This window comes from Hyphomicrobium sp. 1Nfss2.1 (assembly GCF_965243865.1).
GTDB lineage: Bacteria > Pseudomonadota > Alphaproteobacteria > Rhizobiales > Hyphomicrobiaceae > Hyphomicrobium_A.
In genome coordinates this window covers 3,511,993-3,533,812 of record NZ_OZ251603.1, presented here as the reverse complement: position 1 = coordinate 3,533,812, position 21,820 = coordinate 3,511,993, and the positions used below count along the sequence as shown (strand labels likewise).

The 21,820-nt window shown below is 63.9% G+C and carries 19 protein-coding genes; 10 read left to right on the top strand and 9 right to left on the bottom strand.

Going from position 1 to position 21,820, the window contains the following annotated elements:
- Positions 1-63 precede the first annotated feature (63 nt).
- Positions 64-285: a hypothetical protein gene (locus tag ACP15D_RS17225; protein WP_424958648.1), complete on the top strand. Its 222-nt coding sequence runs from the start codon at positions 64-66 to the stop codon at positions 283-285.
- Here the strand turns inward: ACP15D_RS17225 and ppdK are convergent, their stop codons facing one another.
- On the bottom strand, positions 286-3,012 hold the full coding sequence (gene ppdK, locus ACP15D_RS17220) for a pyruvate, phosphate dikinase (protein ID WP_424958647.1): 2,727 nt from the start codon (positions 3,010-3,012) through the stop codon (positions 286-288).
- Between the two features lie 204 nt (positions 3,013-3,216).
- Between ppdK and ACP15D_RS17215 the strand changes: the two genes are divergently transcribed.
- From ACP15D_RS17215 to ACP15D_RS17205, 3 genes are all read left to right on the top strand, one after another.
- Complete coding sequence (locus ACP15D_RS17215; RefSeq protein ID WP_424958646.1) at positions 3,217-4,626, top strand: dipeptidase; 1,410 nt, start codon at positions 3,217-3,219, stop codon at positions 4,624-4,626.
- A 21-nt stretch (positions 4,627-4,647) separates the two neighbouring features.
- Complete coding sequence (locus tag ACP15D_RS17210; protein ID WP_424958645.1) at positions 4,648-5,478, top strand: ribonuclease T2 family protein; 831 nt, start codon at positions 4,648-4,650, stop codon at positions 5,476-5,478.
- A 158-nt stretch (positions 5,479-5,636) separates the two neighbouring features.
- A complete protein-coding gene (locus ACP15D_RS17205) occupies positions 5,637-6,062 on the top strand; it encodes a hypothetical protein (protein ID WP_424958644.1) in 426 nt (141 codons plus the stop codon).
- A gap of 192 nt (positions 6,063-6,254) precedes the next feature.
- Here the strand turns inward: ACP15D_RS17205 and ACP15D_RS17200 are convergent, their stop codons facing one another.
- The 4 genes from ACP15D_RS17200 to ACP15D_RS17185 form a co-directional block, all read right to left on the bottom strand.
- The gene (locus ACP15D_RS17200; RefSeq protein WP_424958643.1) at positions 6,255-7,007 is read right to left on the bottom strand and encodes a hypothetical protein; all 753 of its coding nucleotides are present in this window, start codon (positions 7,005-7,007) and stop codon (positions 6,255-6,257) included.
- 439 nt (positions 7,008-7,446) lie between these two features.
- Positions 7,447-8,295: a TorF family putative porin gene (locus tag ACP15D_RS17195; RefSeq protein WP_424958642.1), complete on the bottom strand. Its 849-nt coding sequence runs from the start codon at positions 8,293-8,295 to the stop codon at positions 7,447-7,449.
- Positions 8,296-8,558: 263 nt separating this feature from the next.
- Entirely contained in the window at positions 8,559-9,383 is an 825-nt protein-coding gene (locus ACP15D_RS17190; RefSeq protein ID WP_424958641.1) for a TorF family putative porin, read from the bottom strand.
- A 293-nt stretch (positions 9,384-9,676) separates the two neighbouring features.
- Entirely contained in the window at positions 9,677-10,423 is a 747-nt protein-coding gene (locus ACP15D_RS17185) for a TorF family putative porin (protein ID WP_424958640.1), read from the bottom strand.
- A gap of 362 nt (positions 10,424-10,785) precedes the next feature.
- Between ACP15D_RS17185 and ACP15D_RS17180 the strand changes: the two genes are divergently transcribed.
- From ACP15D_RS17180 to ACP15D_RS17170, 3 genes are all read left to right on the top strand, one after another.
- Positions 10,786-11,520, top strand: a complete 735-nt coding sequence (locus ACP15D_RS17180; protein WP_424958639.1) for an SDR family oxidoreductase — start codon at positions 10,786-10,788, stop codon at positions 11,518-11,520.
- 220 nt (positions 11,521-11,740) lie between these two features.
- Positions 11,741-13,054 carry a hypothetical protein gene (locus ACP15D_RS17175; RefSeq protein WP_424958638.1) on the top strand — a complete coding sequence of 438 codons (1,314 nt, stop codon included), beginning with the start codon at positions 11,741-11,743 and terminating at the stop codon, positions 13,052-13,054.
- Positions 13,055-13,153: 99 nt separating this feature from the next.
- The gene (locus ACP15D_RS17170; RefSeq protein WP_424958637.1) at positions 13,154-14,611 is read left to right on the top strand and encodes a hypothetical protein; all 1,458 of its coding nucleotides are present in this window, start codon (positions 13,154-13,156) and stop codon (positions 14,609-14,611) included.
- An 81-nt stretch (positions 14,612-14,692) separates the two neighbouring features.
- Here the strand turns inward: ACP15D_RS17170 and ACP15D_RS17165 are convergent, their stop codons facing one another.
- The 3 genes from ACP15D_RS17165 to ACP15D_RS17155 all read right to left on the bottom strand — a co-directional run bounded on the left by ACP15D_RS17165 (position 14,693) and on the right by ACP15D_RS17155 (position 18,077).
- Positions 14,693-15,838, bottom strand: coding sequence for a ceramide glucosyltransferase (locus ACP15D_RS17165; RefSeq protein ID WP_424958636.1), 1,146 nt, complete (start codon positions 15,836-15,838; stop codon positions 14,693-14,695).
- A 116-nt stretch (positions 15,839-15,954) separates the two neighbouring features.
- The gene (locus ACP15D_RS17160) at positions 15,955-16,941 is read right to left on the bottom strand and encodes a hypothetical protein (RefSeq protein ID WP_424958635.1); all 987 of its coding nucleotides are present in this window, start codon (positions 16,939-16,941) and stop codon (positions 15,955-15,957) included.
- Between the two features lie 140 nt (positions 16,942-17,081).
- A complete protein-coding gene (locus ACP15D_RS17155) occupies positions 17,082-18,077 on the bottom strand; it encodes an NAD(P)H-quinone oxidoreductase (RefSeq protein WP_424959262.1) in 996 nt (331 codons plus the stop codon).
- A gap of 132 nt (positions 18,078-18,209) precedes the next feature.
- Between ACP15D_RS17155 and ACP15D_RS17150 the strand changes: the two genes are divergently transcribed.
- Positions 18,210-18,401 (top strand): DUF1192 domain-containing protein, encoded by a 192-nt coding sequence (locus ACP15D_RS17150; protein WP_072376220.1) that lies wholly within the window; start codon positions 18,210-18,212, stop codon positions 18,399-18,401.
- A gap of 367 nt (positions 18,402-18,768) precedes the next feature.
- Positions 18,769-19,329 (top strand): DUF1465 family protein, encoded by a 561-nt coding sequence (locus tag ACP15D_RS17145; RefSeq protein WP_244536183.1) that lies wholly within the window; start codon positions 18,769-18,771, stop codon positions 19,327-19,329.
- A 121-nt stretch (positions 19,330-19,450) separates the two neighbouring features.
- On the opposite strand, the gene rpmE is transcribed toward ACP15D_RS17145, so the two are convergent.
- On the bottom strand, positions 19,451-19,675 hold the full coding sequence (rpmE, locus tag ACP15D_RS17140) for a 50S ribosomal protein L31 (protein ID WP_424958634.1): 225 nt from the start codon (positions 19,673-19,675) through the stop codon (positions 19,451-19,453).
- Positions 19,676-20,002: 327 nt separating this feature from the next.
- On the opposite strand from rpmE, the gene ACP15D_RS17135 reads away from it, so the two are divergent.
- Complete coding sequence (locus ACP15D_RS17135) at positions 20,003-21,733, top strand: ABC transporter transmembrane domain-containing protein (protein WP_424958633.1); 1,731 nt, start codon at positions 20,003-20,005, stop codon at positions 21,731-21,733.
- Positions 21,734-21,820 lie beyond the last annotated feature (87 nt).

Here is a 21,820-nt window from a genome sequence, read left to right as displayed (position 1 = left end):
ATTTTGCCACAGTTGCTGCGCAAACAGCCACCTGGACGGCTTTTGTCCTCAAGGGAGGACCACATGGATTTTCTTCGCGGCATCGTCATTTGGGGCGGCATTGCCCTCGCCTCCGGCATTGCGGGCGGCGTGCTCGCAGGCGTGAAGAACCGCGACTATTCCGCCTGGATCGCGTGGTGCTTCATTCTCCCTCCGCTCGTGCTCGTGCTGCTGGTGGTACCTAAGAATCAAGGGCCGCGCCCGCGTCAGCCGCGCCTCGACGCCGACGAGAACCACGGCTTCTAGTCAGCGCTGGTCGAATTCAGCTTTGCCGCCCATGCGGGCATTGATGGCCGCCTGCGCCGCGGCAAGGCGTGCGATGGGCACGCGATAGGGCGAGCAGGACACGTAATCGAGATCGATGCTGTTGAAGAAGGCGACCGATTTGGGGTCGCCGCCGTGCTCGCCGCAGATGCCGATCTTCAGGCCGGGCTTTGCGGCGCGGCCCCGCTCCACGCCGATGCGGATAAGCTCGCCGACGCCATCCATGTCGATCGAGACGAACGGGTCGATGGCAAAGATCTTCTTTGCCGCGTAGTCCTCCAGGATCGAGCCGGAATCATCGCGGCTTAGCCCTAGGGTGGTCTGCGTCAGGTCGTTGGTGCCGAACGAGAAGAATGCAGCACCAGCGTCTCCTTCGGCCACATCGCCCGCACGCAGAGCGGCGCGCGGCAGCTCGATCATGGTGCCGAGCAAATAGTCGACTTTGGTCCCGCAGTCCTTCTCGACCGCGGCGGCAGTGCGGGCGATGACGTCGCGCAGGATGTCGAACTCGCTGCGATAGGCGACGAGCGGCACCATGATCTCGAGCTTCACGGGCGCGCCCGTACGTTTCTGGACGGCGAGCGCGGCCTCGAAAATGGCGCGCGCCTGCATCTCGGGAATTTCGGGGTAGATGATGGCGAGGCGGCAGCCGCGGAAACCGAGCATCGGATTGAACTCGGACAGTTGCGAGACGCGCTGGCTGAGGCGCTCGGGTGCGACGCCGAGCTCGGCAGCGATGTCGGGGATCTCGTCCGGGCTCGTCGGCAGGAACTCGTGCAGCGGCGGATCGAGCAGGCGCACGGTGACCGGCAAGCCGGCCATGATCTCGAACAGCTGCTCGAAATCGCTGCGCTGCATGGGAAGGATTTTGGCGAGCGCGGCGCGGCGCCCTGCGGCATCGTCCGCGAGGATCATCTGGCGCACGGCAAGGATGCGCTCGGCCTCGAAGAACATGTGCTCGGTGCGGCATAGGCCGATGCCTTCGGCGCCGAACTCGCGCGCCTGGCGTGCATCGCGCGGGGTATCGGCGTTCGCGCGCACGCCAAGCCGGCGCTCGGCATCCGCCCACTCCATCAACGTCGCGAAGGCACCCGATAGCTTGGGCTCGCGCATCTTGGCGCGACCGGCGAGGACCTGCCCGGTTCCGCCATCGATGGTGACGATGTCGCCCTTCTTGAGGACGCGGCCACCGACCTTGAGCGTGCCGGCCTTCGCATCAATGCGCATCGCGCCGGCACCCGACACGCACGGGCGGCCCATGCCACGCGCGACGACGGCGGCGTGACTGGTCATGCCGCCGCGCGCGGTGAGGATGCCGACGGCGGCGTGCATGCCGTGAATGTCCTCGGGGCTCGTTTCCAGCCGGACAAGAATCACTTCATGGCCGTGGGCGCGCGCGGTCTCGGCATCGTCGGCGGTGAAGACGATCTCGCCCGAGGCCGCGCCGGGAGATGCCGGCAAGCCGGTGGTGAGCACGTCACGCGCGGCGTCGGGATCGAGCGTCGGATGCAAGAGCTGATCGAGAGCAGGCGCGTTGACGCGCATCACCGCCTCGGGCTTGGAGATGACGCCCTCTTCGGCAAGATCGACGGCGATGCGCAATGAAGCCTCAGCGGTGCGCTTGCCCGAGCGGGTCTGCAGGATCCAGAGCTTGCCGTTCTCGATGGTGAACTCGACATCTTGCATGTCGCGATAGTGCTTTTCGAGGCGCGCGAACACCTCGACCAGGTGCGCGTAGAGCTCGGGCATCTGCTCTTCGAGCGAGAGTGTTTCCACGCGCGCTTCCTGGCGCGCCTTGGCACTCAGCGGCTGTGGCGTGCGAATACCGGCGACGACATCCTCGCCCTGCGCGTTGATCAGGAATTCGCCGTAGATTTCCTTGGCGCCGGTCGATGGATTGCGCGTGAAGGCGACACCGGTAGCGCTGCTTTCACCGAGGTTGCCGAACACCATGGCCTGCACCGTGACGGCAGTACCCCAGCTATCGGGGATGTCGTGCAGGCGTCGATAGGTATTGGCGCGCGCGTTCTGCCAGGAACCGAAGACGGCGGCGATGGCACCGAAAAGCTGCTCGGAGATGTCCTGCGGAAACGGTCGGCCGAGGTTGTCGATAACGGCCTGCTTGTATTCCTCGATGATCCGCGTCCAATCCTCGGCGGTGAGTTCCGTGTCGGAGCCGAGCGCGTTGAGGTTCTTGAAGTTTTCGAGGATGTCCTCGAAGACGCCGTGGTCGACGCCAAGGACCACGTCGGCGTACATCTGGATGAAGCGGCGATAGCTGTCGTATGCGAAGCGGCGGTCGCCGGAGCGCGTGGCGATGCCCTCGACGGTCTCGTCGTTGAGGCCGAGGTTGAGGATGGTGTCCATCATGCCCGGCATCGACGCGCGGGCACCCGAGCGCACGGACACCAGCAGCGGACGGTCGACATCGCCGAAGGTGGCGCCGACGGCGTCGCCGACGAGGCGGATCGCCTTTTCGACCTGCGGCTTCAGCGCGTCGGGGAGCTTGCGGCCGAGCGCGTAGAACTCGTCGCAGACTTTGGTGGTGATGGTGAAGCCAGGGGGGACCGGCAGTCCGAGGCTCGCCATCTCGGCGAGGTTGGCCCCCTTGCCGCCGAGCAGCTCCGTCATGTTGGCACGGCCGTCGACGTAGCCGGCCGCAAAGGCATAGACGAGCTTGGGCTCGGACTGCGAAGACCTGTCTGACATATCGTCCGCTCCCCGCGACGGAGTAGCTCGCGCTACAGCGCATTGGCCGTCGTCGTGTGATGGCATATCAGCCTCTGGCCTTGCCTTAAAGGTGCGCTGCCGCAACGCAGGGAGAACCTACCGTCGCGGCCCGGCGTTCCGGCCGCCTTTGACGCAGCAGCTGAGCTGCTCCACTGTGGCGGCCGCCAACCGGGAGACGAGCTTATGAGCGAGCAGTTGAATCAAGTCCTGACGACGCTGGACGATACGAGCGATGCGGCGCTGGCAAGGCTGTTCGAACTGTTGCGCATAGAAAGCATTTCGACGGACCCGGCCTACAAAGGGATCTGCCAGCAGGCGGCGGACTGGTGCGCCAACGAGCTGCGCGACCTTGGATTCGACGCTCGAGTGGTGCCTACTACCGGGCACCCCATGGTGCTGGCGCACGACGCGGCCGAACGCGTGCCAGGTGTGCCGCATGTTCTTTTCTATGGTCATTACGACGTGCAGCCGGCCGATCCGATCAACCTTTGGGAATCCCCGCCGTTCGAGCCGATCGTGCGGGCGGACCCCGCCAATGGGCAGGTCATCGTCGCGCGCGGGGCCGAGGACAATAAGGGCCAGCTCATGACCTTCTTCACCGCTGTGCGGGCGTGGAAGGCCGTCGCTGGCAAGCTGCCAATTTCAGTTTCGGTGCTGCTGGAGGGCGAGGAGGAATGCGGATCGGCCTCGCTGCCGGCTTTCCTTGCCGAATACGGCGATGAACTGAAGGCCGATTGCGTGCTCGTGTGTGACACCGGTCAGTGGGACAAGGACACGCCGGCCATCACCACGATGCTGCGCGGTCTGGCGGCGATCGAGGTGACGCTGACGGGGCCGTCGCGCGACCTGCATTCGGGCATCTACGGCGGCCCGGCGCTCAACCCGATCCGCGCGTTGGCGCACATCGTTGCCGCGATGCACGCCGACAACGGCCGCGTCATGATCCCGGGTTTCTATGATGGCGTCAGCGAACCGGCGGCAGCGCAAAAGGAACAGTGGGGCAAGCTCGGCTTCCGCGCTGAGGAATTTCTCGGGGCAGTCGGGCTGAAGCAGCCCGCCGGCGAAAGCGATCGATCGGCGCTGGAGCAGCTCTGGTCGCGGCCGACGCTGGAATTCAACGGCATCGGGGGTGGCTATCAGGGCGTCGGCACCAAGACGGTCATTCCTTCCAAGGCTTCGGTGAAAATCACCTGCCGGCTGGTCGCCGGTCAGGATGCCGACAAGATCCTCACGGGAATCGAAAACTTCGTTCGGGAGCGCCTGCCGGCAGACTGCACGGCGGAGTTCTCGCACAAGCAGACGGGCACGGCGATTGCCTTTTCCACGGACACGCCCGCCATGCAGGCGGCGGCGAGCGCGCTCGCCGACGAGTGGGGCCAGCCGACCGTGCTGATGGGCTCGGGCGCCTCGATCCCGATCGTTACCTCGTTCAAGGAGGTGCTGGGCTGTGACAGCCTGATGGTCGGCTTCGGCCTCGACGACGACCGCATTCACAGCCCGAACGAGAAGTACAATCTGTCGAGCTTCAAGAAGGGCGCGCGGAGCTGGGCGCGCATCCTCGAACGCCTTGCGAGCGCCGGAAATGCGGCGTAGTTGGGCGTTTGAGGTGATCGCATGAGCGCACGCAACGTCTGGGCAATCATCATTGCGGGCTTGGCCTGCCTGGTGGCCGTACACGCTTGCGCGCAGTCGCTGCGCGATGTCCCGTGGCCGAGCGAGGTGTTCAACCAGAAGCCGCGCGAAGACAACGTTGCGGGCAAGTTCGACTACTACACGATGGTGATGTCGTGGAGCCCGACGCACTGTGTCACCGCCGAGGAAGGGCGGGACGATGATCAGTGCGCGCGGCTCGATGGGCTGCGCTACGGGTTCGTGCTGCACGGCCTGTGGCCGCAACACCAAAAGGGATATCCGGAGGCGTGCCGCATTGGGCGCAAGCCGTTCGTGCCCAACGACGTCATCAACGGAATGCTCGACATCATGCCTTCGCGCGGCTTGGTCATTCACGAGTACAAGCTGCATGGCACGTGCTCGGGCCTCGATCCGGCGAATTACTACAGTCTGTCGCGGCGGTTGTTTCGCAGCGTGCGGATTCCCGAGAAGTTCAAGAATCCATACGAGACGCAGTTCATGTCGCCGGGGGATGTCGAAGCGGCATTCCTGCGTGAAAACCGCTGGCTGCGCCCGGACATGATCGCGATCACGTGCGGAGGGGCGGGCAACCGGTTGCGCGATGTGCGCATCTGCATGACGCGCGACGGCAAGGGACGGGCCTGCGGAGAGAATGAAGATCAGCGCAAGCTGTGCCGCTCCAATCAATTGCACGTGCCACCGGTGCGCTCCACACGCTACGACGGCATCATGTCCGACAAGAAACCCATGCCGCCGCAGCGCGACCGCGGCTTGCCGCGCCCACAGGTCATCGAATCACCGATGCGCCAATAGGGTTCGGGCGGCGCAGAGATGCGTAGGCCGGTGACTGTGGAAATCGGCCCGAGCGCAACACCGTAGTTGAGGCGCTTGCCTTGCTCCCCAGGCGTCTCGTCCACAGACTTATCGCAATGATTCTTTCGATAGATTCTGGGCGATAGGTTCTGAACGAGATGCGATCAGCGGCAACGAAGGCGGCGCAGGCCAAGGCATCGACCGGTGCTGGCGCAGAAAGCGCAGTTGCCGCGGCTGTCCGCCGTCCCGCACGGGGCGCTGCCCTTTGGGCTACGATCGGTTTCGTCACCGGAGCCGTATTCTGGCACGCGGTCGGTTTCTGGACGTTCATGTCTGAGCTGGTGCTCAACGGCAGAGAGGCTTCCGCGTCCGAGGAAATGATCGAAGCAGGGGCAGATATCGAAACCGGTAGCTTGCCGAGCGTCTACCGCGTCGATCCGCGGAACTGCACCAGCCTGGTGCTGAACCGCCGGGCGAATTACACGGCGGCGCAGCCGTGCCCACGCGAGGGGATTGCTTTGCGGCTCGACGCGGACTCGGCGCGCGAGGACATCGCCATCATCGCCGACGCAAGTCTACGCTGATCCGGAAAGCCCACTCAACGTCACCCCGACAAGGTCGGGACCTGCGCCGGTCGAGGTGTGCTCGTTTGGCGAAGTGTTGCATGAAGCTGCGGCTGGTGCGGACCACATCTTCCGGCGCGCTTGTGGAGATGTGACAAGGTCCGGCCTTAGCCGGGATGACGGTGGTGGAGATGAGCGACCTATTCGTGACGCTCAGGCGGCCTTGCGGGTGCGCTCGGTGCGCCAGCGGTAGGGCGCGGTTGCGATATAGCCCAGTGCCGCCGGTGCATGCGAGACGTGCAGGGTCGTGGGGTCGATGCTCCAGGAGCTCGCCAGCCGCAGGACGTGATCTTCGGTCGGGTGGAGGATGATCTCCCCGCCAGCGTCGCCTTTACGGCCGCGCACGCCGCGCAGCTCAAACAGCTTGAGACCGAGCGAGCGCTCCTCGCGGCTGGGGCGGCCCTTGTTCCAGACGACGCCCTCGTCGCTGACGGCAAACGCGCGCACGAGGCGGCCATCCTTCACCCGCGCCCAGGCGTAATAGTCGATGGGCGGATAGCTGAAGAAGTACTGAGTCTCGGAGAAGCGGCCGCCGAGGTCGACGAGGAGCGGCGTGCACTTGTCAGCGAAGCTGGTGCCGAGCGGATGTGGCAGCGACAGGCCGACGGCGAACACCCAGCCCTCGACCGCTGGTGAAACGAAGACGCGCGTTGCGCCCAGCCAGTCATCGTAGACGGCGCCGATGCCGGAATTCCAGTTGCATGCGGAAGCGTCTTCGAGTTGCAGGGCCTCGAGAACCTCGAGCGGGTCGTCACTGCGCACAGCAAGCCAGGCCATGCTGCAGCCGAACGCGCATGGGCCGTCTGGCGCCTGCGCAAAGTAGACGCGCCTTTCGCCACCGGCGCGGGCGAGAAGGTAGGCTCCGGCGACGGTCAAAGCCGTCATGCAAAGGATGATGATGATCACGCTCGCCGGCCCTGGCGCTATCGTTATGACAGGGTTTTATGGTGCCGATCAGCACAATCGCGCAAGCCGAGGTGAAGGCCAGATTGGGGAAAAGCCCGGTGTGACGGCCAATCTCGGCGACGGCGTGGGCGGAGTGAGGCCAGCTTGCGCCGCTAGCCGGTAGCGGGTCTCCGGCGAACGCCGCAAAGCTGGCCCCTGGCCTCGCTGAGCACGCCGTTTGAGGGCTGAGGGCGTGCCCTGCGTCTTGGCTACCGACGCCACCGCTGGCTATCCAACGGAACGGCTGGCGGCCAAACTCGAAAAAGCACGCGTACGGATATAGGAGCCTTATGACAGGGCTGTGTCTATCGATTCGCTCCGTGAGCCGCTGCGCGAATAAAAAGGAAAAGGCGGCGCAATCGATGCGCCGCCTCCAATTTCAGTCGAGCCTTTCGGGCGATCAGGGGATCGCCACCTTGGCCGAGAAGACGAAACGGCCATCGCAGAGCGTGTCGACCGGGCAGATGTTGGCGGCATCTCCGCCGATATTCGTGTCCCAGTAGCGGAAGTCGAAGGTCATCCCCTCGACGGCGAGCGCGAGGCCGACGTTCCAGTAGTAGTATTCATTGTCGGTCGCGATGGCATTGACCCAATAGCCATCGCTGATGCTACCGCGCTGCCAGCCGAGCACGCCGTTGACGGTGGGCGTGAAGACGGAAACCTTCGGCAGCGTCCAGGCGGCCATGGTCTCGATCGTCCAAACCGAGCCGGTCTTGGCGAAGTATTCCGGCGACCAGTAGACGGCGGTGCCGGTGACGAGGCTCGGGTGCAGGACCGACCAGCTATAGGCAGCCTTCAATTCCCAGTAGTTCGGGTCTGCGGTGGCGACTGGCAGAGAGTTGTCCGGATTGGCGCCCGGGTATGAGTAGTAGATGAAGCCGAAGTCGAGGTTCATCGCGCCAAGCGGAGACTGCCACGTGGGGCGAATGCCGCCGTACCAGTCCACCTCGGCGTTGGCCGGGGGCGCGTTGTTGAAGTCGACCATCGACGACCAGACGCCGGCATAGAGCATGCCCCAAGAGACGTCAGCGCCTCCCTGGAGGGCCGGGTCGTTGTCGGACTGCGAGATGCCACGGAACACGTAGTCTGAGGTCACGCCGATGTTGAAGGAGTAGGTGAATTTGCGCCCTTCCTCGACCGGCGCCGCGGGAGCGGCGACTTCGTAGCCATCGGCGAGAGCGGCGGTGGATGCGGCGGCTGCAGCTGCGAGCACACCGCAAAGTGCAAAGATTTTGCGAGATACGGTCATGTGGTCCATCCCCTCGTGGCATAGACGCGCCATACACCGTGCCGCACTGCGGCTTTGATCAAGAAGGCCTGATGCGCAGGCCCCGCACAAGTTCCATTTGATCCGGCCCTCGCGCTTGCTGTGTCTGTGTGGCTAGCCCGCAACAACCTCTGAATAATGTGTTAATTGCGCATCCCCGCGCCCAGCCTAAATCTATCGCGCCCAAACGAAAAACGGGGCCGGAACTGATCCGGCCCCGTCTCGTCGTGTATCGAGAGAGTAGATTAGGGAAGCGCAACCTTGGCGCTGAACACGAAACGATCGCCGCAGTAGTCGTTGATGCAGGTGAGCGTATCGGACGTCGAGTTGGAAGCGTTCGTACCCCAGTAGCGGAAGTCGAAGGTCAGCTTGTCGACTGCAAGCGCGAGACCGGCGTTCCAGTACCAGTAGTTGTTGTAGCCGTTGAAGGCCGAGTAGTCGGAGCCGCCCGTTTCGTAGCCGACGACACCAGTGATGCTGGGCACGAACGGCCCGATCTGGTGGAACGTATAGCCAGCGGCGCCTTCGATGGTCCAAACGCTGCCGGTTTCGCCGTAGTATTCAGGCGACCAGTACACGATCAGGCCGGTCGCGAAGTTCTTGAACAGCTGGCCGCTGACGCCGGCCTTCAGCTCGACGTAGTTGATATCGGGTCCGTCGACGCCGATGCGGTAACCTTCGCCCGGGTAGGTGTAGTAGATCACACCGAAATCGAAGGTCGCGTCGCGCCAGGTCGGCTTAATGCCGGCATACCAGTCCATTTCGACGCGGGCGTCGTTGGAGGCGGCGTCGAAGTTGACACCCGAAGCCCACCAGCCGGCGTAGAAAATGCCGTAACCGAGGTCGATGCCGCCCTGGATGGTCGGGTCGTTATCCGACTGCGAGATGCCGCGGAAGACGTAGTCCGACACGACACCCAGGTTGAATGAGTAGGTGAACTTGCGGCCCTCGTCGGCAGGCGCTGCCGGTGCCGCAACCTCGTACCCGTCGGCGGCGGCGGTCCCGGAGATCGCTGTGAGCGCAAGACCCACCGCCCCGCACAGGGCAGCAAGCTTTCTAGTGTTCGTCATGAGAAGCCAATTCCCTCTTGCTTTCGAGGGCAAGAACGCGCCCAACCGCCAAAATCTGCATCCGCGGTGCGCGTTACGGGAATCCACGGCGTAGATGAGAGAAACGACGCAAATCAGCAGCGTTCACAAGATGTAATCAGCTTATCCCCGTGTTCTCCCCAAAAAGCGTGGCCGCAGAGCAACGGCCCCAACGATCACAATGCTTTAGATGACTACAATTTGGGCAGATGACGCAAAAACGGGGCCGATTTCTCGGCCCCGTTTGGCAGGGTTTTGATCTGGGGCTTGCCAGATTAGGGCAGCGTAACGGTAGCGGTGAACACAAACCGTTCGTCGTCAGCAAACACGCCACCCGAGGCCAGGCCGAGATCCGAATCCCAGTAGCGGAGGTCGAAAGTCAGCTTCTCGACAGCCAAGCTCAGGCCGGCGTTCCAATACGTGTAGTCGGTGCCAACGCTCTGCCAGTCGACATAGCCGACCTGACCAGAGACGGTCGGATCAAAGATCCAGACCTTAGGCAGCGCATAAGCAAGGCCGCCCTCGAAGACCGCGTACTCTTTGTCGTTGTAGTCAGGCGAATAGTAGATGGTGGCGACACCAGACAGCTTGTCAATGAGTTCGCCGCTAACGCCGGCCTTCAACTCGAGAGCCTCGTTGTTGACAGCGTCGTAGCCCGGATAGTCGTAGTAGATCACGCCGAAGTCGAACGTGGCCTTGCCCCAGGTGGGCTTGATGCCGGCGTAGTAATCGGCTTCGACGTCTGCATCGTCGCCGAAATCGACGCCCGAGGCCCAGATGCCGGCATAGAAGATGCCGTATCCGACGTTGATCGCACCCTGAATTGTCGGGTCGCCATCGGTCTGGGTGACACCGCGGAACACGTAGTCGGACGTGCCCGTGATGGAGAAGGAATAGGTGAACTCGCGTTCCGGTGCTGGCTCATCCTTGAGGCTACCGCCGGCAAGGGCACCGCTGGTGAGCGCGAGAAGCGCGACACCTGCTACGCCAACCAACTTAATTACGCTACGAGACTCGGCCATGATGGAAACTTACCCCCGTACACTACTGACCACTTAAAGCGCCGAACTCGTCGGTGCCGCTGGGAGGCGGCTCTTCTCGAACGCTTCTGGAGTGTAGAAAAAGCGTAAACGGGGCTTGTCACAAGCCGAATCACACTTATCCAACGTCTCGTCTGCAACCCTGTAACCCATATGCAACGAACGTTGTTCTTTGGCTAGAAATTGGACAAAACACGCTTTGTGACAGAGCACCGGTCGTCGCTGATCCAGATCAAGCGTCGGGCGGATGCCCAAAAAACGAACAGGCATGTCCGGGCGCCTCGGCGTACCCTCGGAAATCGCTCTCGAAAGCTCCACAATCCCTATGACCCCTCGCCCCTGAAATGCCCAGCATCCCCGCTCAGACAGCCCTCATCACCGGTGCCGCCCGGCGCATCGGCCGTGCGATTGCGCTCGACCTTGCCCATAACGGGTGGCGGGTCGGCATCCACTACCGCCGGTCGCGGGAGGAAGCCGAAGGCCTCGCGGCCGAGATTCGCGCTGCGGGGGGCGAGGCGATGGCTCTCGCCGCGAACCTTGCCGACATCGGGGACGTCCAGTCACTGATTCCGCGGTGCACCGAGGCCCTGGGGCAACCCACCTGCCTCGTCAACAACGCTTCAGAGTTCTTCCTCGACACCATCGGCTCGGTGACGCCGGAGGGGTGGCACACGCACCTCGACATCAATCTGAAGGCGCCCGTGTTCCTCGCGCAGGCGCTGTACGCGAGCCTGCCGGAGGGCGTCGAGGGTAACGTCATCAACATCATCGACCAGCGCGTCTGGCGCCCGACGCCCGACTTCTTCTCGTACACGATCTCGAAGGCGGGCCTGTGGACGGCAACGCAGACGTTGGCGCAGGCGATGGCGCCGCGCGTGCGCGTCAATGCAATCGGGCCGGGGCCGGTGCTGCAGAGCGTGCATCAGACCCCGGACGACTTCGACGCCGAGAAGCACGGAACGCCGCTGCGACGCGGTCCTTCGCTTCACGAGATTGCGACTGCGGTCCGGTTCATCCTCTCGACGCCGTCGATGACGGGCCAGATGATCGCGCTCGACGGCGGACAGCATCTGGCGTGACGGCTCAAAAAATCATGCGTTTACCGCTTATTGACTTTGCCGAGGCGCCACAATTCCGCTCCCAGTTGCTCTAACTCGCGCCCTATTGGTGCTGCTTGCTCGTCAGCGTCGGGGGTGCCGACGATTCGTAAACCACCTGTTAACGTTAAGCCTTTAAGAACGTTTGGTGGTTTCGTGTCGGGCGCACGCATCAGAAGCGCCGCGTGGGACGGGTATAATAATGAAGAGCTTTTTTGGAGCATCGCTGGGCTTCGCTCTAGCCGCCGCAATCAGCGCATCAGCCGTTGCGGCCGATCTTCCGGAAGTGAAAATCTCCGCCGCCAACAAGGTGCCAGCATGCGCGACGCCAGGGCGGCTCACAGAATATCTCAGGGAGCGCAATCCCCGGCTCAATGGCCGGTACGAGCAGCTTGCGGCGCTCTACAAGAAGCACGGCGAAGCGCTCGGCATCCGCTGGGACACTGCCTTCTTCCAGATGATCCTCGAGACGGGTGCGTTGCGCTACACCGGCGATGTGCGCCCTGACCAGAATAACTTTGCCGGTCTTGGCGCATCCGGTGGCGGTGCGCATGGCGAGCGCTTTGCCGACATCTCGAGCGGTGTCAAAGCGCATCTGCAGCATCTTCTCATGTATGCGGGCGATCGCATCGATGATCCGGTCGCCGAGCGGACGCGCAAGGTGCAGGAATGGGGCGTGCTCACCGACTGGCAGCGCTCGATCGATGGCCCGATGACTTACACGCTGGTCGCTCGGCAGTGGGCGCCGACGTCGCGCAACTATGTTCGTGACGTCGAGGCGATCCAGGACGGGTTCTATTCCAGCCACTGCAATACGGCTGATCCAGACCCAACGGCGAGCCAGGAAGCGCAGCTCGATACGCCGCAGTCCGAACCTCAGAAGGTTGCGACGGCGGACGAGGCGCCTGCCGCTTCCAAGGGCGCCGAGATCGCCAAGCGCAACATCGAAGCCGAGCGCACGCAGGGCGGCGCACTCAGCGGACTGGGCGCCGGTATGCTGGCAAGCGTCGGCGCTTCCGCGAAGCCTGCAGCCGAGAAAGCTCCAGAAGAGGATGCGCCACCGGTGAAACTGCTCAATGGCAATCAGAGCAACGATACCGCGGCGACCGACAGCAAACCGGCGGCTCCGAGCAAGTCGGCTGCGAAATCCGACGCCAAGACGAGCACGAAGCAGGCCGCGAAGACGAAGCCCGCGTCCGGCGACAGCGCCAGCAAAGGCGCCAACGTGCAGACGGCATCGATCGCCAGCGCCGCGACGCAGCTCAAGGTGCCTTCCGCTAAGAGCAGCAAGTGCAAGGTGTTCACCGCCAGCTATGGTGGTCAGCGCGCCGTCATCATCAAGGCGAACGGGGACGGGCAGACGAATTACACCGTACTCGACGTGACGGAAGCCAACGAAAAGCGGGAGATCGAGGCGTACATCGCCGCCTATGCCAAGGGCGGCGAAAGGGTCGGCTCGTTCACCAACCAGACGAAGGCGCTGACGAAAGCCTTCGAGCTCTGCCCCGAGGGCTGATCGCGCACGCAATGACGGGCGCGTCCGCACGATGCGCCCGCCGACGAGAAGACCGACGCGCCCCCAGCAGCCGTCAGAGATGAGACCGTAGAGTACGCCATGGTGACCCCATTGTCGGCGAACGGGCGATTTGCGTCCTGCGCCCGCCACGTTGCTCGCACGAGCATCGCGGTGCTTGCCATGCTCGTTGCCGCGCACGCGGAAGCTGCGCCGCCGAAAATTCGCACTGACGCGGGCAACACGGTTCCGCGATGCGTCACCCCGCAACGGCTGATGGCCTTCCTCAAGACGCGCAACAGCAATCTCGATCCGCGCTTTGCCAGCATCGCCAGCTTCTACAAGAAGCACGGCGAAGCATGGGGCGTGCGGTGGGACTACGCGTTCTTTCAGATGGCGCTGGAGACGAACTTCCTGACCTATCGCCGTGGCAACGGCGACTGGGGTGACGTCAATCCGCGCCAGAACAACTTTGCGGGGCTCGGGACGACGGGCGGCGGCGTGCCCGGCGACAGCTATCCGGATGTCTCGACAGGTGTGCTCGCGCAGATCCAGCATCTCGTCGTCTATTCGGGGCAGCGCATCAACAATCCGGTGGGGGCGCGCACGCGCCTGAAGCAGGACGACATCATCGCGGTGATGGCGAGCAAGAACGGCCAGACAACGTTCGGCGATCTGGCGCGCCGCTGGGCTGCTGATCGCCATTATGGTGCATCGATCGAGTGGGTGGCCAGCAGCTACCGCCAGTCGTTCTGCACCGGGCCTGATCCCGTAGAAGAAGCGCGCGCAGTGCCCGAGAAGCCTGTGCGCCAAGCGCGCAACAACAAAGAGAAGCTCGCCAAGGCGGCGAACCTCGGTGGACCACAGGCCGCCCCACAGGCCGCCGCGGAAGCGCCAGTGCGCACGATCTGGTCGGCCGGCAACGCCGAACCCGGGGCGGCTGTGAACGATGGCGCCACGGCGCCGAAGACGGCCCAGGTGCAGGCGGTGAAAGTGCGCACCGCGCCGATGCCAGTGCGCAAACCGGAAATGCAAGTTGCCGCGCTCGACAGCGGACCTGTCGTCGCCGAGCAGATGATCCAGACGGGCAGCGAACCCGCGCCGGTGGCGGAACTTGCGCCCGCGGCCGAGAGCAGCGCTCCGATGCCGCAAGCCGGCGAGGCAGTCGCCGAGACGCCGAGCGAAGCGAAAGCCGAGGCAAAGTCCGAGCCGACGCGCGTGGTTGCCTTTGCTTACGCAGGTGCCATGGCATCGGCGCTGCCGCGCGCGCAATCAACGACGAAGGCGGAAATCGAAGGGTGCCGCGTGGCGACTGCGAGCTACGGCGGCAAGAAGATACTGCTCGTGCGCTCGGCCGATTCTGAGCCGCTGCAGCTCACGTTGCTGACGGTGCTCGACGGCTTCGAGAAGTCGATGCTCGACAATTTCCTCAAGGCGCACGCGCCGGGAGGAGCGAGCGTCGGCGAGTTCACCAGCCGGGATGCCGCGCTCGCAAAGGCCAGGGAACTCTGCTCGCGTGCGGCGGGCGGGACCTTTGGCGGGGAAGCGAGTTCAGGCTAGACGGGGGACCGCCTCTCTTCGGCAGCGCTCTCAACCGGGCGTGTCGGAGAGAGGCGGCGCCGAAGCCGGCCCATCATTGCCTCAGTTGCTGGGAACCGCGTTGGCGAGGTGCATGTCGTTGCCGCGCCAGCTGAACGAGTTGCCGAGCCACGCCTGCACCCAGAGAACGGGCAGCATCGCGTCGCGTGCCATCCAGGCGAGCGGCGACAGCAGGCCGATATGCCAGCCGGCGGCGCGCGCGAGCATCGCTTCCGAGACGTACCAGGCGAGGCCCAGGCCACCGACAACGCCGGCGATCGAGAGGTCGAATGCGTAGGCGGCAAATCCGGCCGCGATCAGCGGCGCGACGCTGCCGGAGAGAAGCTCGGGCACGAAGAAGAGTGGGAAGGTGACGCGGCGAAGCTTGGCCCAGCGCACCTGACGCGACCAGATCTGTCCCGCGGTGCGAGCGCCAAGCGGCTGACCGAAGGCGCGATCGACGAGGCGCACTCGCTTGCCAGTGCCCCGCACCACCTTTGTCGCTGCAGCGTCCTCGGCGATCTCGGCGCCGAGCGCGCGGATGCCGCCCGCCTGCTCGAGGTCGGCGCGGCGCCAAAGCATCGTCTTGCCCTGGGCGAAGCCGAGACCGACTGTGTCGGCGGCGTACTGCCAACGCGCCTGATAAGTGTTGAGGAACGCGCACTCGACCTCGGCCCAGAAGCCTTTCGGCATGCAGCCGATGGGCGGCGCGCACAGGAGCCCGGTGTCGGCGCGCCAACCAGTCAGGAGACGTTGCAGATAATCTGCCGGCATCAGCACGTTGCTGTCGGCCATGACAACCCAGGCATGACGCGCCTCGCGCCAGCCTTTGATCAGGTTGTTCAGCTTAGGGTTGGAACAGAGAACGTCGCGGCCAATGAGCAGCTTGGCGTCGACGTGATCATACTCCGCCATTAACCGGCGGATCAGGGGGACGACAGGGTCGTCAGCATCTTCGCAGCAGAGGATGAGCTCATAATGCGCGTAGTCGAGCGTGAAGCTCGAGCGCAGCGTCATCTCATCCAGAGGATCGAGGCCGCGCACGGGCCGCAACACGCTGATGGGCGGAAGGCTGGGCGAAGGCGCTTCGGCGAGAGCCGGTGCCTCGTGGGATCGGCGTGCGCGATAGGTTGCGAGCAGCGCGCTAGCAAAGTGCAGCAGCGTGGCGAGGCCAACGAATACAGCACAGCCCCAAGCGATCTCGTCCATGAGCGACCTTGCGCAATAGCCTATTGTGCAAGGTTTTCAGCGGATTCCATGACACGTTGATGACGAGGCCTCCGCCATTGCGACGCAGGCTGACGCAATCGTTACCGTGCGGACATTCACTCAGCGGGCGTGAGATACTTCAGCGCGACGTTGGACAGCGCGCCGCCGACGACGCAGGGCACGCCCATGTAGGCCTGGCCCATCACACCCGCAGCGACGCAACCCAGCGCGAACGCAGTCTGGCCGGCCTGGCCCCACCAGGAAAAGTTGCGCGCGCTTTCGGGGCCTTTGGTCTTCAGTTCCTCAATGGAGGCGAGCGCGTCCTTGCGGATCTGGGCGAGCTCGAACGTCTCGGCGCCCTCTATGACCTCGGCGAGCGGCTTTTCCACCTTCTCGGGCTGATGCGGCAGCGAGGTCTTGAGGTAGCTCAGGAGGTCGTGATCCTTGGAGGCGTTCTGGGCCAGCGTCCACTTGACCATGGAGCCGATCGTCAGCTTCTCGACGTTGTTTTTTTCGCGCGACCAGGCGAGCGTCCGCACGAGGCGCTGGATGGGCTCGGAGGAGCCAGTGGCGAAGTAATAGCCCCAGTTGGCATCTACTGCGATGGGGCTGTCGAGCGGCAGGTCGCGCAGCACCTGCAGCTTGCCGTAGAGGTAGCGCTCGATGATGACTTTGCGCGCGGGCATGCGCTCGACGAACTTGCCCATCAGTTCCTTCCAATCGGCAAGCCCCGAATAGGCGATCGCCTTGATGACCACGACCTGATCGTACGGGGGCATGGGGAACATGTCGGCGATGAGCTTTTCGGCCTTGTCGGGGTTGGAGCCGATGACGCCAGCGATGAAGCCGACGTAGATGCCGGCCTGCTCGATCTCCTTGAAAGACCCCTGCTCGCGCATGGCTTTGAACGCGGCGGGGAGCCGCTCGGGCGTGGGATTGAGCCGATAGTCGTTGATCCAAGAAAGGATCATCTCGGGCCGCGAGAACGGCGGGGGCTCGGGCTTTCTCTTAGCGTCAGCGCTTTGGGCGATCGTCAGGACAGACAGTGCTGCCAGTGCGGCACTGATGAAGCCCCAAAGCCGACGCATATGAACACTTCGCACGTGCACGTGCGCTCCCCTTCGAATTACGGCTTTTGCGGTTCCCACCCATGGGCCCGGACAACAGAAAACCGCGCATTGTCAATTTGATGGCAGGGAGCGAAATCCCTCCCCGGCCAATAAGTCCCGGCGGAAAATAAACCCTAAACTGTCAAGACGATCTTGCCGACGTGGGCGGCGTCGATGCGGGCATGAGCGGCGGCGGCCTCGCGAAGCGGGAAGGTGGCGTCGATCACGACCTTAATCTTTTTATCAGCGAGTAGCGGGGTCACGCTCTGTTCGACCGCGCGCGCGATGGCGGCCTTGATCTCGGCCGGGCGGATGCGCAGCGTCGAGCCGGTGACGGTCAGCCGCTTCAGCATGATGCGCATCATGTCGATGGTGACCTTCGAGCCCTGTTGATAGGCAATATTGACGAGGCGGCCATCGTCGGCGAGGCAGCGGATGTTGCGCTCGACGTAGTCGCCGCCCACCATATCAAGGATGACGTCGACGCCGCGGCCGCCGGTTTCGGCCTTCACGGCCTCGACGAAGTCCTCGGTCTTGTAGTCCACGGCGCGCTTGGCGCCGAGCTCGAGGCAGGTCTTGCACTTTTCCGGCGAGCCGGCCGTGGCGACGACGTTGGCGCCCAGCGCTGCCGCCAATTGAATGGCAGCAACGCCGATACCGCTGGTGCCGCCATGAACGAGGAACCACTGGCCGGGCTTCAAGCCGCCGCGTTCGAACACGTTATGCCAGACAGTAAAGAAGCCTTCGGGCACGGCCGCGGCCTCGACCATCGACAATCCAGCGGGCACGGGCAGGCACGAGCCCTCGTCGGCAATGCAGTATGCCGCGTAGCCGCCACCGTTGACGAGCGCCATCACCTTGTCGCCGAGGGCAAAGCGTTCGGCATCGGTGCCAAGCGCGGCGATGGTGCCCGAGACTTCAAGTCCGGGAATTTCCGAATGACCTTTGGGCGCGGGATAAAGACCAAGCCGCTGCATCACGTCGGGACGATTGACGCCGGCGGCTTCCACTTTGATCAGCACCTGACCGCGGCCCGGCTGCGGCACGGGAACCGTCTGAGGCTGCAGCACCTCGGGCCCACCTTTGCCGACGATTGCGATGGCGGTCATGGTCTCGGGAACGGCGGTCATCATTTACCCTTTCGGCTGGCCTCGATGCCCTGATGCCCGAGCGGCCCGAAAGAGACAAGCGGGGCGTGCGCGCAGGTTGCCGCGGCGAAACGGTTGGCGCAGAGTCATCGGCCCAAGATACGGAGGCCGCGCATGGACTGGGACGATCTCGCGCCGAAGAAGGCAAAGAGCATTGCAAGCATCGGCGACAGCCTCGCCACGCTGTCCGTTGCGGAACTCGAAGCACGCATTACGGCGTTCGAGGAAGAGATTGCGCGCATCAAAGTGGAGCTCGAGGCAAAGCGCCGGCATGAGGCCGCGGCCAACGCCCTCTTCAAAAAGTGAATGCACGCACGCTGCCTTCCCAGACGGCAATCGCCCGGTCAACGCGCATTAACATTTGTGATTGCGCGCCTTCATTGGCGATAGCGCAAACGTGAGGAAGGGGCTCTTCAGAGGTCGTTAGCCTTTAAAGCTTTGTTAGGGTTAGGCCGATAACGTCATATCATCCAGTCACCTGGATCCTGAGCGGCAGGGCCGCTCTGTTTGACGCCTCCCTGTTTGACTTCAGAGCCGCTGCAAAGCGGCTCTTTTTTTGCATATCCCCAAACTTGATCGAAACGGTGCTTCGATCGTCCCGCTTTTGGTCATGTTGTTAACTATGGCTTGGCAGGATGCGAGCGTGTTAATTGTGAGCAGCAGGTGAGTGAGCGTGTCAAATCTAGTCATGAGCAACGTATCGCGTGCTGAAGCGGTCTCGGCCGCAAATGGTGTCACCGTATCGTTTGGCGAGCGCTTCCAGGCTTCCGCTCAGTTCGACATGGTGTTCAAGCAGGGCATGGCGCTCGTCGAGCGCACCGCCGCGTATCTGGAAGGTCCAGGTCGCGCCGAGGCCAAGCGGCTCCCCGCCGCCGTCAACGTTCTTTACGCCAGCGAGAGCATGCGGCTGACGACGCGGCTGCTGGATATGGCTTCGTGGCTGCTGGTCCGCCGCGCCCTGAAAGAGGGCGACATCAGCGAGGCCGAGGCACAGCGCAAGCGCAAGGGCGCAGCCCTGAACGCTCCGGCTCGTTCTTCGCATACGGCCGGGTTCGGCGAGCTGCCGGAGACGTTGCGTGGGCTGGTCGAAGAAAGCTACGCGCTGCAGGACCGGGTGGCGCAGCTCGACCGCGCGATGAGCATCAAGGCCGACAACGTCGCCTCCAGCGAGGCGGCATTCTCCAATCCGGTCGGCTCGCAGCTCGACCGGATCCGTGTCGCCTTCGGGGCCTGAGATCAAGGTTGCAGTGGCGTGCCCTGCCGCTCCGGCGGGCCGCCATCGCTGTTAACGAATGCTCAACGAAAAAAGCCCGGCACGTGCCGGGCTTTTTTGTTCGCTCGACGAGCGTCGAGGATCAGAACAGGCCTTCGAACTTCTTCTTGAAGCGCGAGAGGCGGCCGCCACGGTCCATGAGGCGCTGATCGCCACCAGTCCACGCCGGATGCGAGGTCGGGTCGATGTCGAGCTGCAGCTCGTCGCCTTCCTTGCCGTAGGTGGAATAGGTGACGAACTCGGTGCCGTCGGTCATCTTGACCTTGATCTGGTGGTAGTCGGGGTGCAGATCGGGATCGTTCTTCATCGTTGCGCTCGCAATGACTCGCCCTTTGGCGAATAGCCGCTTCAATCGGGCAATTTGGGTGTTTCGAGCGGCCTCTATAGTCGAGATGGACGGCGGGCACAAGCACGGGTGTTGAGGCCGGTATTCCAACGGGCACCGCGTCCCGATGCCACTTGAGCGGGGGCACCCCGTCGGGCATGGTCCCCAGTAACAATGTTCGCCGGCAGTCTGGATGCCGATCTCAAGAGTATTGCCGTGGCTCGACGCAAATCCCAATCAGACGGGGAAAACCCCGCGACCGGGGAAACTGACCAAGGAAAGCGCTCTCGGCCCGAGCTGCGGCCGCTGATGGCGCTCTGGCCGTATCTGGCCCGCTATCCCGTCCGTGTGGCGCTCGCCGGCGTCGCGCTGGTCGTCTCGGCGCTTGCCATGCTGATCATACCGATGGCCGTGCGCCGGGTGATCGACCTAGGCTTTGGCTCGCACGACGGCATCTTCATCGACCGCTATTTCGGGATGCTGATCGTCATCGGCTTCGTGCTGTCGGTCGCCAGCGCGGCACGGTTCTATTACGTCAACTGGCTGGGTGAGCGCGTCGTCGCCGATCTGCGCAGCGACGTGTTCCGCCATGTCGCCGATCTGGGGCCTTCGTTTTTCGAGCGCACGCATTCGGGCGAGCTGATGAGCCGCCTCACGGCGGACACCACGCAGATCAAAGCGATGGCCGGTACATCGCTTTCGCAGGCGCTGCGCAGCGCGATCATGCTGATCGGCGCGCTGATCATGATGTTCGTTACCAGCGCGCACCTGTCGCTGCTGGTGCTGCTCGCGATTCCGGTGACGGTGCTGCCGCTGATCGCATTCGGGCGGCTGGTGCGGCGCCTGTCGCGGCGCGCGCAGGATACGCTGGCAGAGGCTTCGGCTTATGCCGCTGAAAACCTCGCCGCCTCGCGCACCATGCAGGCCTTCGCCTACGAGAGCGTTGCGGCAAAGCATTACAAGGATGGGGTCGAGGTAGCGTTCGACGCCGCCAAGGAGCGCATGCGGGCACGCGCTGCGCTGACGGCGCTCGCCATGTTCCTGGTCATTGCCAGCATTACCAGCGTGCTGTGGTTCGGCGCGGCCGCTGTGGTCGATGGAAGTCTCAGCGTCGGGCGGCTCAGCCAGTTCGTGCTGTACGCTGTTTTTGCAGGAGCCTCATTTGCGCAGGTTTCCGAGATCTGGGGTGAGGTCAGCCAAGCGGCGGGCGCTGCGGAGCGGCTGACGGAGCTGCTGGCGGTGCAGCCCGAGATCAAGTCTCTGGCCAATCCCGTGCCGCTGCCTACGCCAGCGCGCGGCGAGATCGAGTTCAAGAAGGTGAGCTTCTTCTATCCTGGGCGACCGAGCCTGCCGACGTTGCAGGACGTCACGTTCCGCGCCGCGCCGGGCGAGACAATTGCGCTCGTCGGGCCCTCGGGCGCTGGCAAGAGTACGATCTTCAATCTACTCCTACGCTTCTTCGATCCGCAGTCGGGCGCGGTTTACGTCGACGGTGTCGATGTGCGCGAGGCGGCGTTGGACGCTGTGCGGGCACGCATGGCGCTGGTTCCGCAAGACGTCGCCCTGTTTGCGGGTACCGTTGCCGACAACATCCGTTACGGCAAGCCGGACGCGGACATGGACTCGGTGCGGCGCGCAGCTGTTGCGGCCCAGGCCGATGAGTTTATCAGCGCCCTGCCCCAGGGTTACGAGACCCGGCTGGGTGAGCGCGGCGTATCGCTGTCGGGCGGGCAGCGCCAGCGTATCGCCATCGCCCGCGCCATCCTGAAAGACGCCCCGGTGCTTCTTCTGGATGAGGCCACGAGTGCCCTCGATGCCGAGAGCGAGGCCGGGGTGCAGCGGGCGCTGGAACGGCTGATGGTCGGGCGCACGACGCTGGTGATCGCCCACCGCCTGGCCACGGTACAGAAGGCCCGGCGCATCCTCGTTATGGATAAGGGTCAGATCGTGGAGCAAGGCACCCACGCCGAACTGGTGGCAAGGGGCGGTCTCTATGCCCGCCTTGCCGAGATGCAGTTCGCGGCCGAGGCCGCTGAATAGCCTAAATTCGCAGCATTCCTTACCGCGCGATGATACCGCTAATGGGGAGAACGGCGCCCGTATCGACGGCGCGCCGGCGATAACCGA

What these genes read in the sequence shown, in the direction of transcription:
- ACP15D_RS17170 (WP_424958637.1), top strand. Translation starts at nt 13,154, where the DNA reads ATGGTGACCCCATTGTCGGCGAACGGGCGATTTGCGTCCTGCGCCCGC.
- ACP15D_RS17215 (WP_424958646.1), top strand. Translation starts at nt 3,217, where the DNA reads ATGAGCGAGCAGTTGAATCAAGTCCTGACGACGCTGGACGATACGAGC.
- ACP15D_RS17205 (WP_424958644.1), top strand. Translation starts at nt 5,637, where the DNA reads ATGCGATCAGCGGCAACGAAGGCGGCGCAGGCCAAGGCATCGACCGGT.
- rpmE (WP_424958634.1), bottom strand. Translation starts at nt 19,675, where the DNA reads ATGAAGAACGATCCCGATCTGCACCCCGACTACCACCAGATCAAGGTC.
- ACP15D_RS17225 (WP_424958648.1), top strand. Translation starts at nt 64, where the DNA reads ATGGATTTTCTTCGCGGCATCGTCATTTGGGGCGGCATTGCCCTCGCC.
- ACP15D_RS17150 (WP_072376220.1), top strand. Translation starts at nt 18,210, where the DNA reads ATGGACTGGGACGATCTCGCGCCGAAGAAGGCAAAGAGCATTGCAAGC.
- ACP15D_RS17180 (WP_424958639.1), top strand. Translation starts at nt 10,786, where the DNA reads ATGCCCAGCATCCCCGCTCAGACAGCCCTCATCACCGGTGCCGCCCGG.
- ACP15D_RS17175 (WP_424958638.1), top strand. Translation starts at nt 11,741, where the DNA reads ATGAAGAGCTTTTTTGGAGCATCGCTGGGCTTCGCTCTAGCCGCCGCA.
- ACP15D_RS17185 (WP_424958640.1), bottom strand. Translation starts at nt 10,423, where the DNA reads ATGGCCGAGTCTCGTAGCGTAATTAAGTTGGTTGGCGTAGCAGGTGTC.
- ACP15D_RS17190 (WP_424958641.1), bottom strand. Translation starts at nt 9,383, where the DNA reads ATGACGAACACTAGAAAGCTTGCTGCCCTGTGCGGGGCGGTGGGTCTT.
- ACP15D_RS17165 (WP_424958636.1), bottom strand. Translation starts at nt 15,838, where the DNA reads ATGGACGAGATCGCTTGGGGCTGTGCTGTATTCGTTGGCCTCGCCACG.
- ACP15D_RS17135 (WP_424958633.1), top strand. Translation starts at nt 20,003, where the DNA reads ATGGCGCTCTGGCCGTATCTGGCCCGCTATCCCGTCCGTGTGGCGCTC.
- ACP15D_RS17210 (WP_424958645.1), top strand. Translation starts at nt 4,648, where the DNA reads ATGAGCGCACGCAACGTCTGGGCAATCATCATTGCGGGCTTGGCCTGC.
- ACP15D_RS17195 (WP_424958642.1), bottom strand. Translation starts at nt 8,295, where the DNA reads ATGACCGTATCTCGCAAAATCTTTGCACTTTGCGGTGTGCTCGCAGCT.
- ppdK (WP_424958647.1), bottom strand. Translation starts at nt 3,012, where the DNA reads ATGTCAGACAGGTCTTCGCAGTCCGAGCCCAAGCTCGTCTATGCCTTT.
- ACP15D_RS17155 (WP_424959262.1), bottom strand. Translation starts at nt 18,077, where the DNA reads ATGACCGCCGTTCCCGAGACCATGACCGCCATCGCAATCGTCGGCAAA.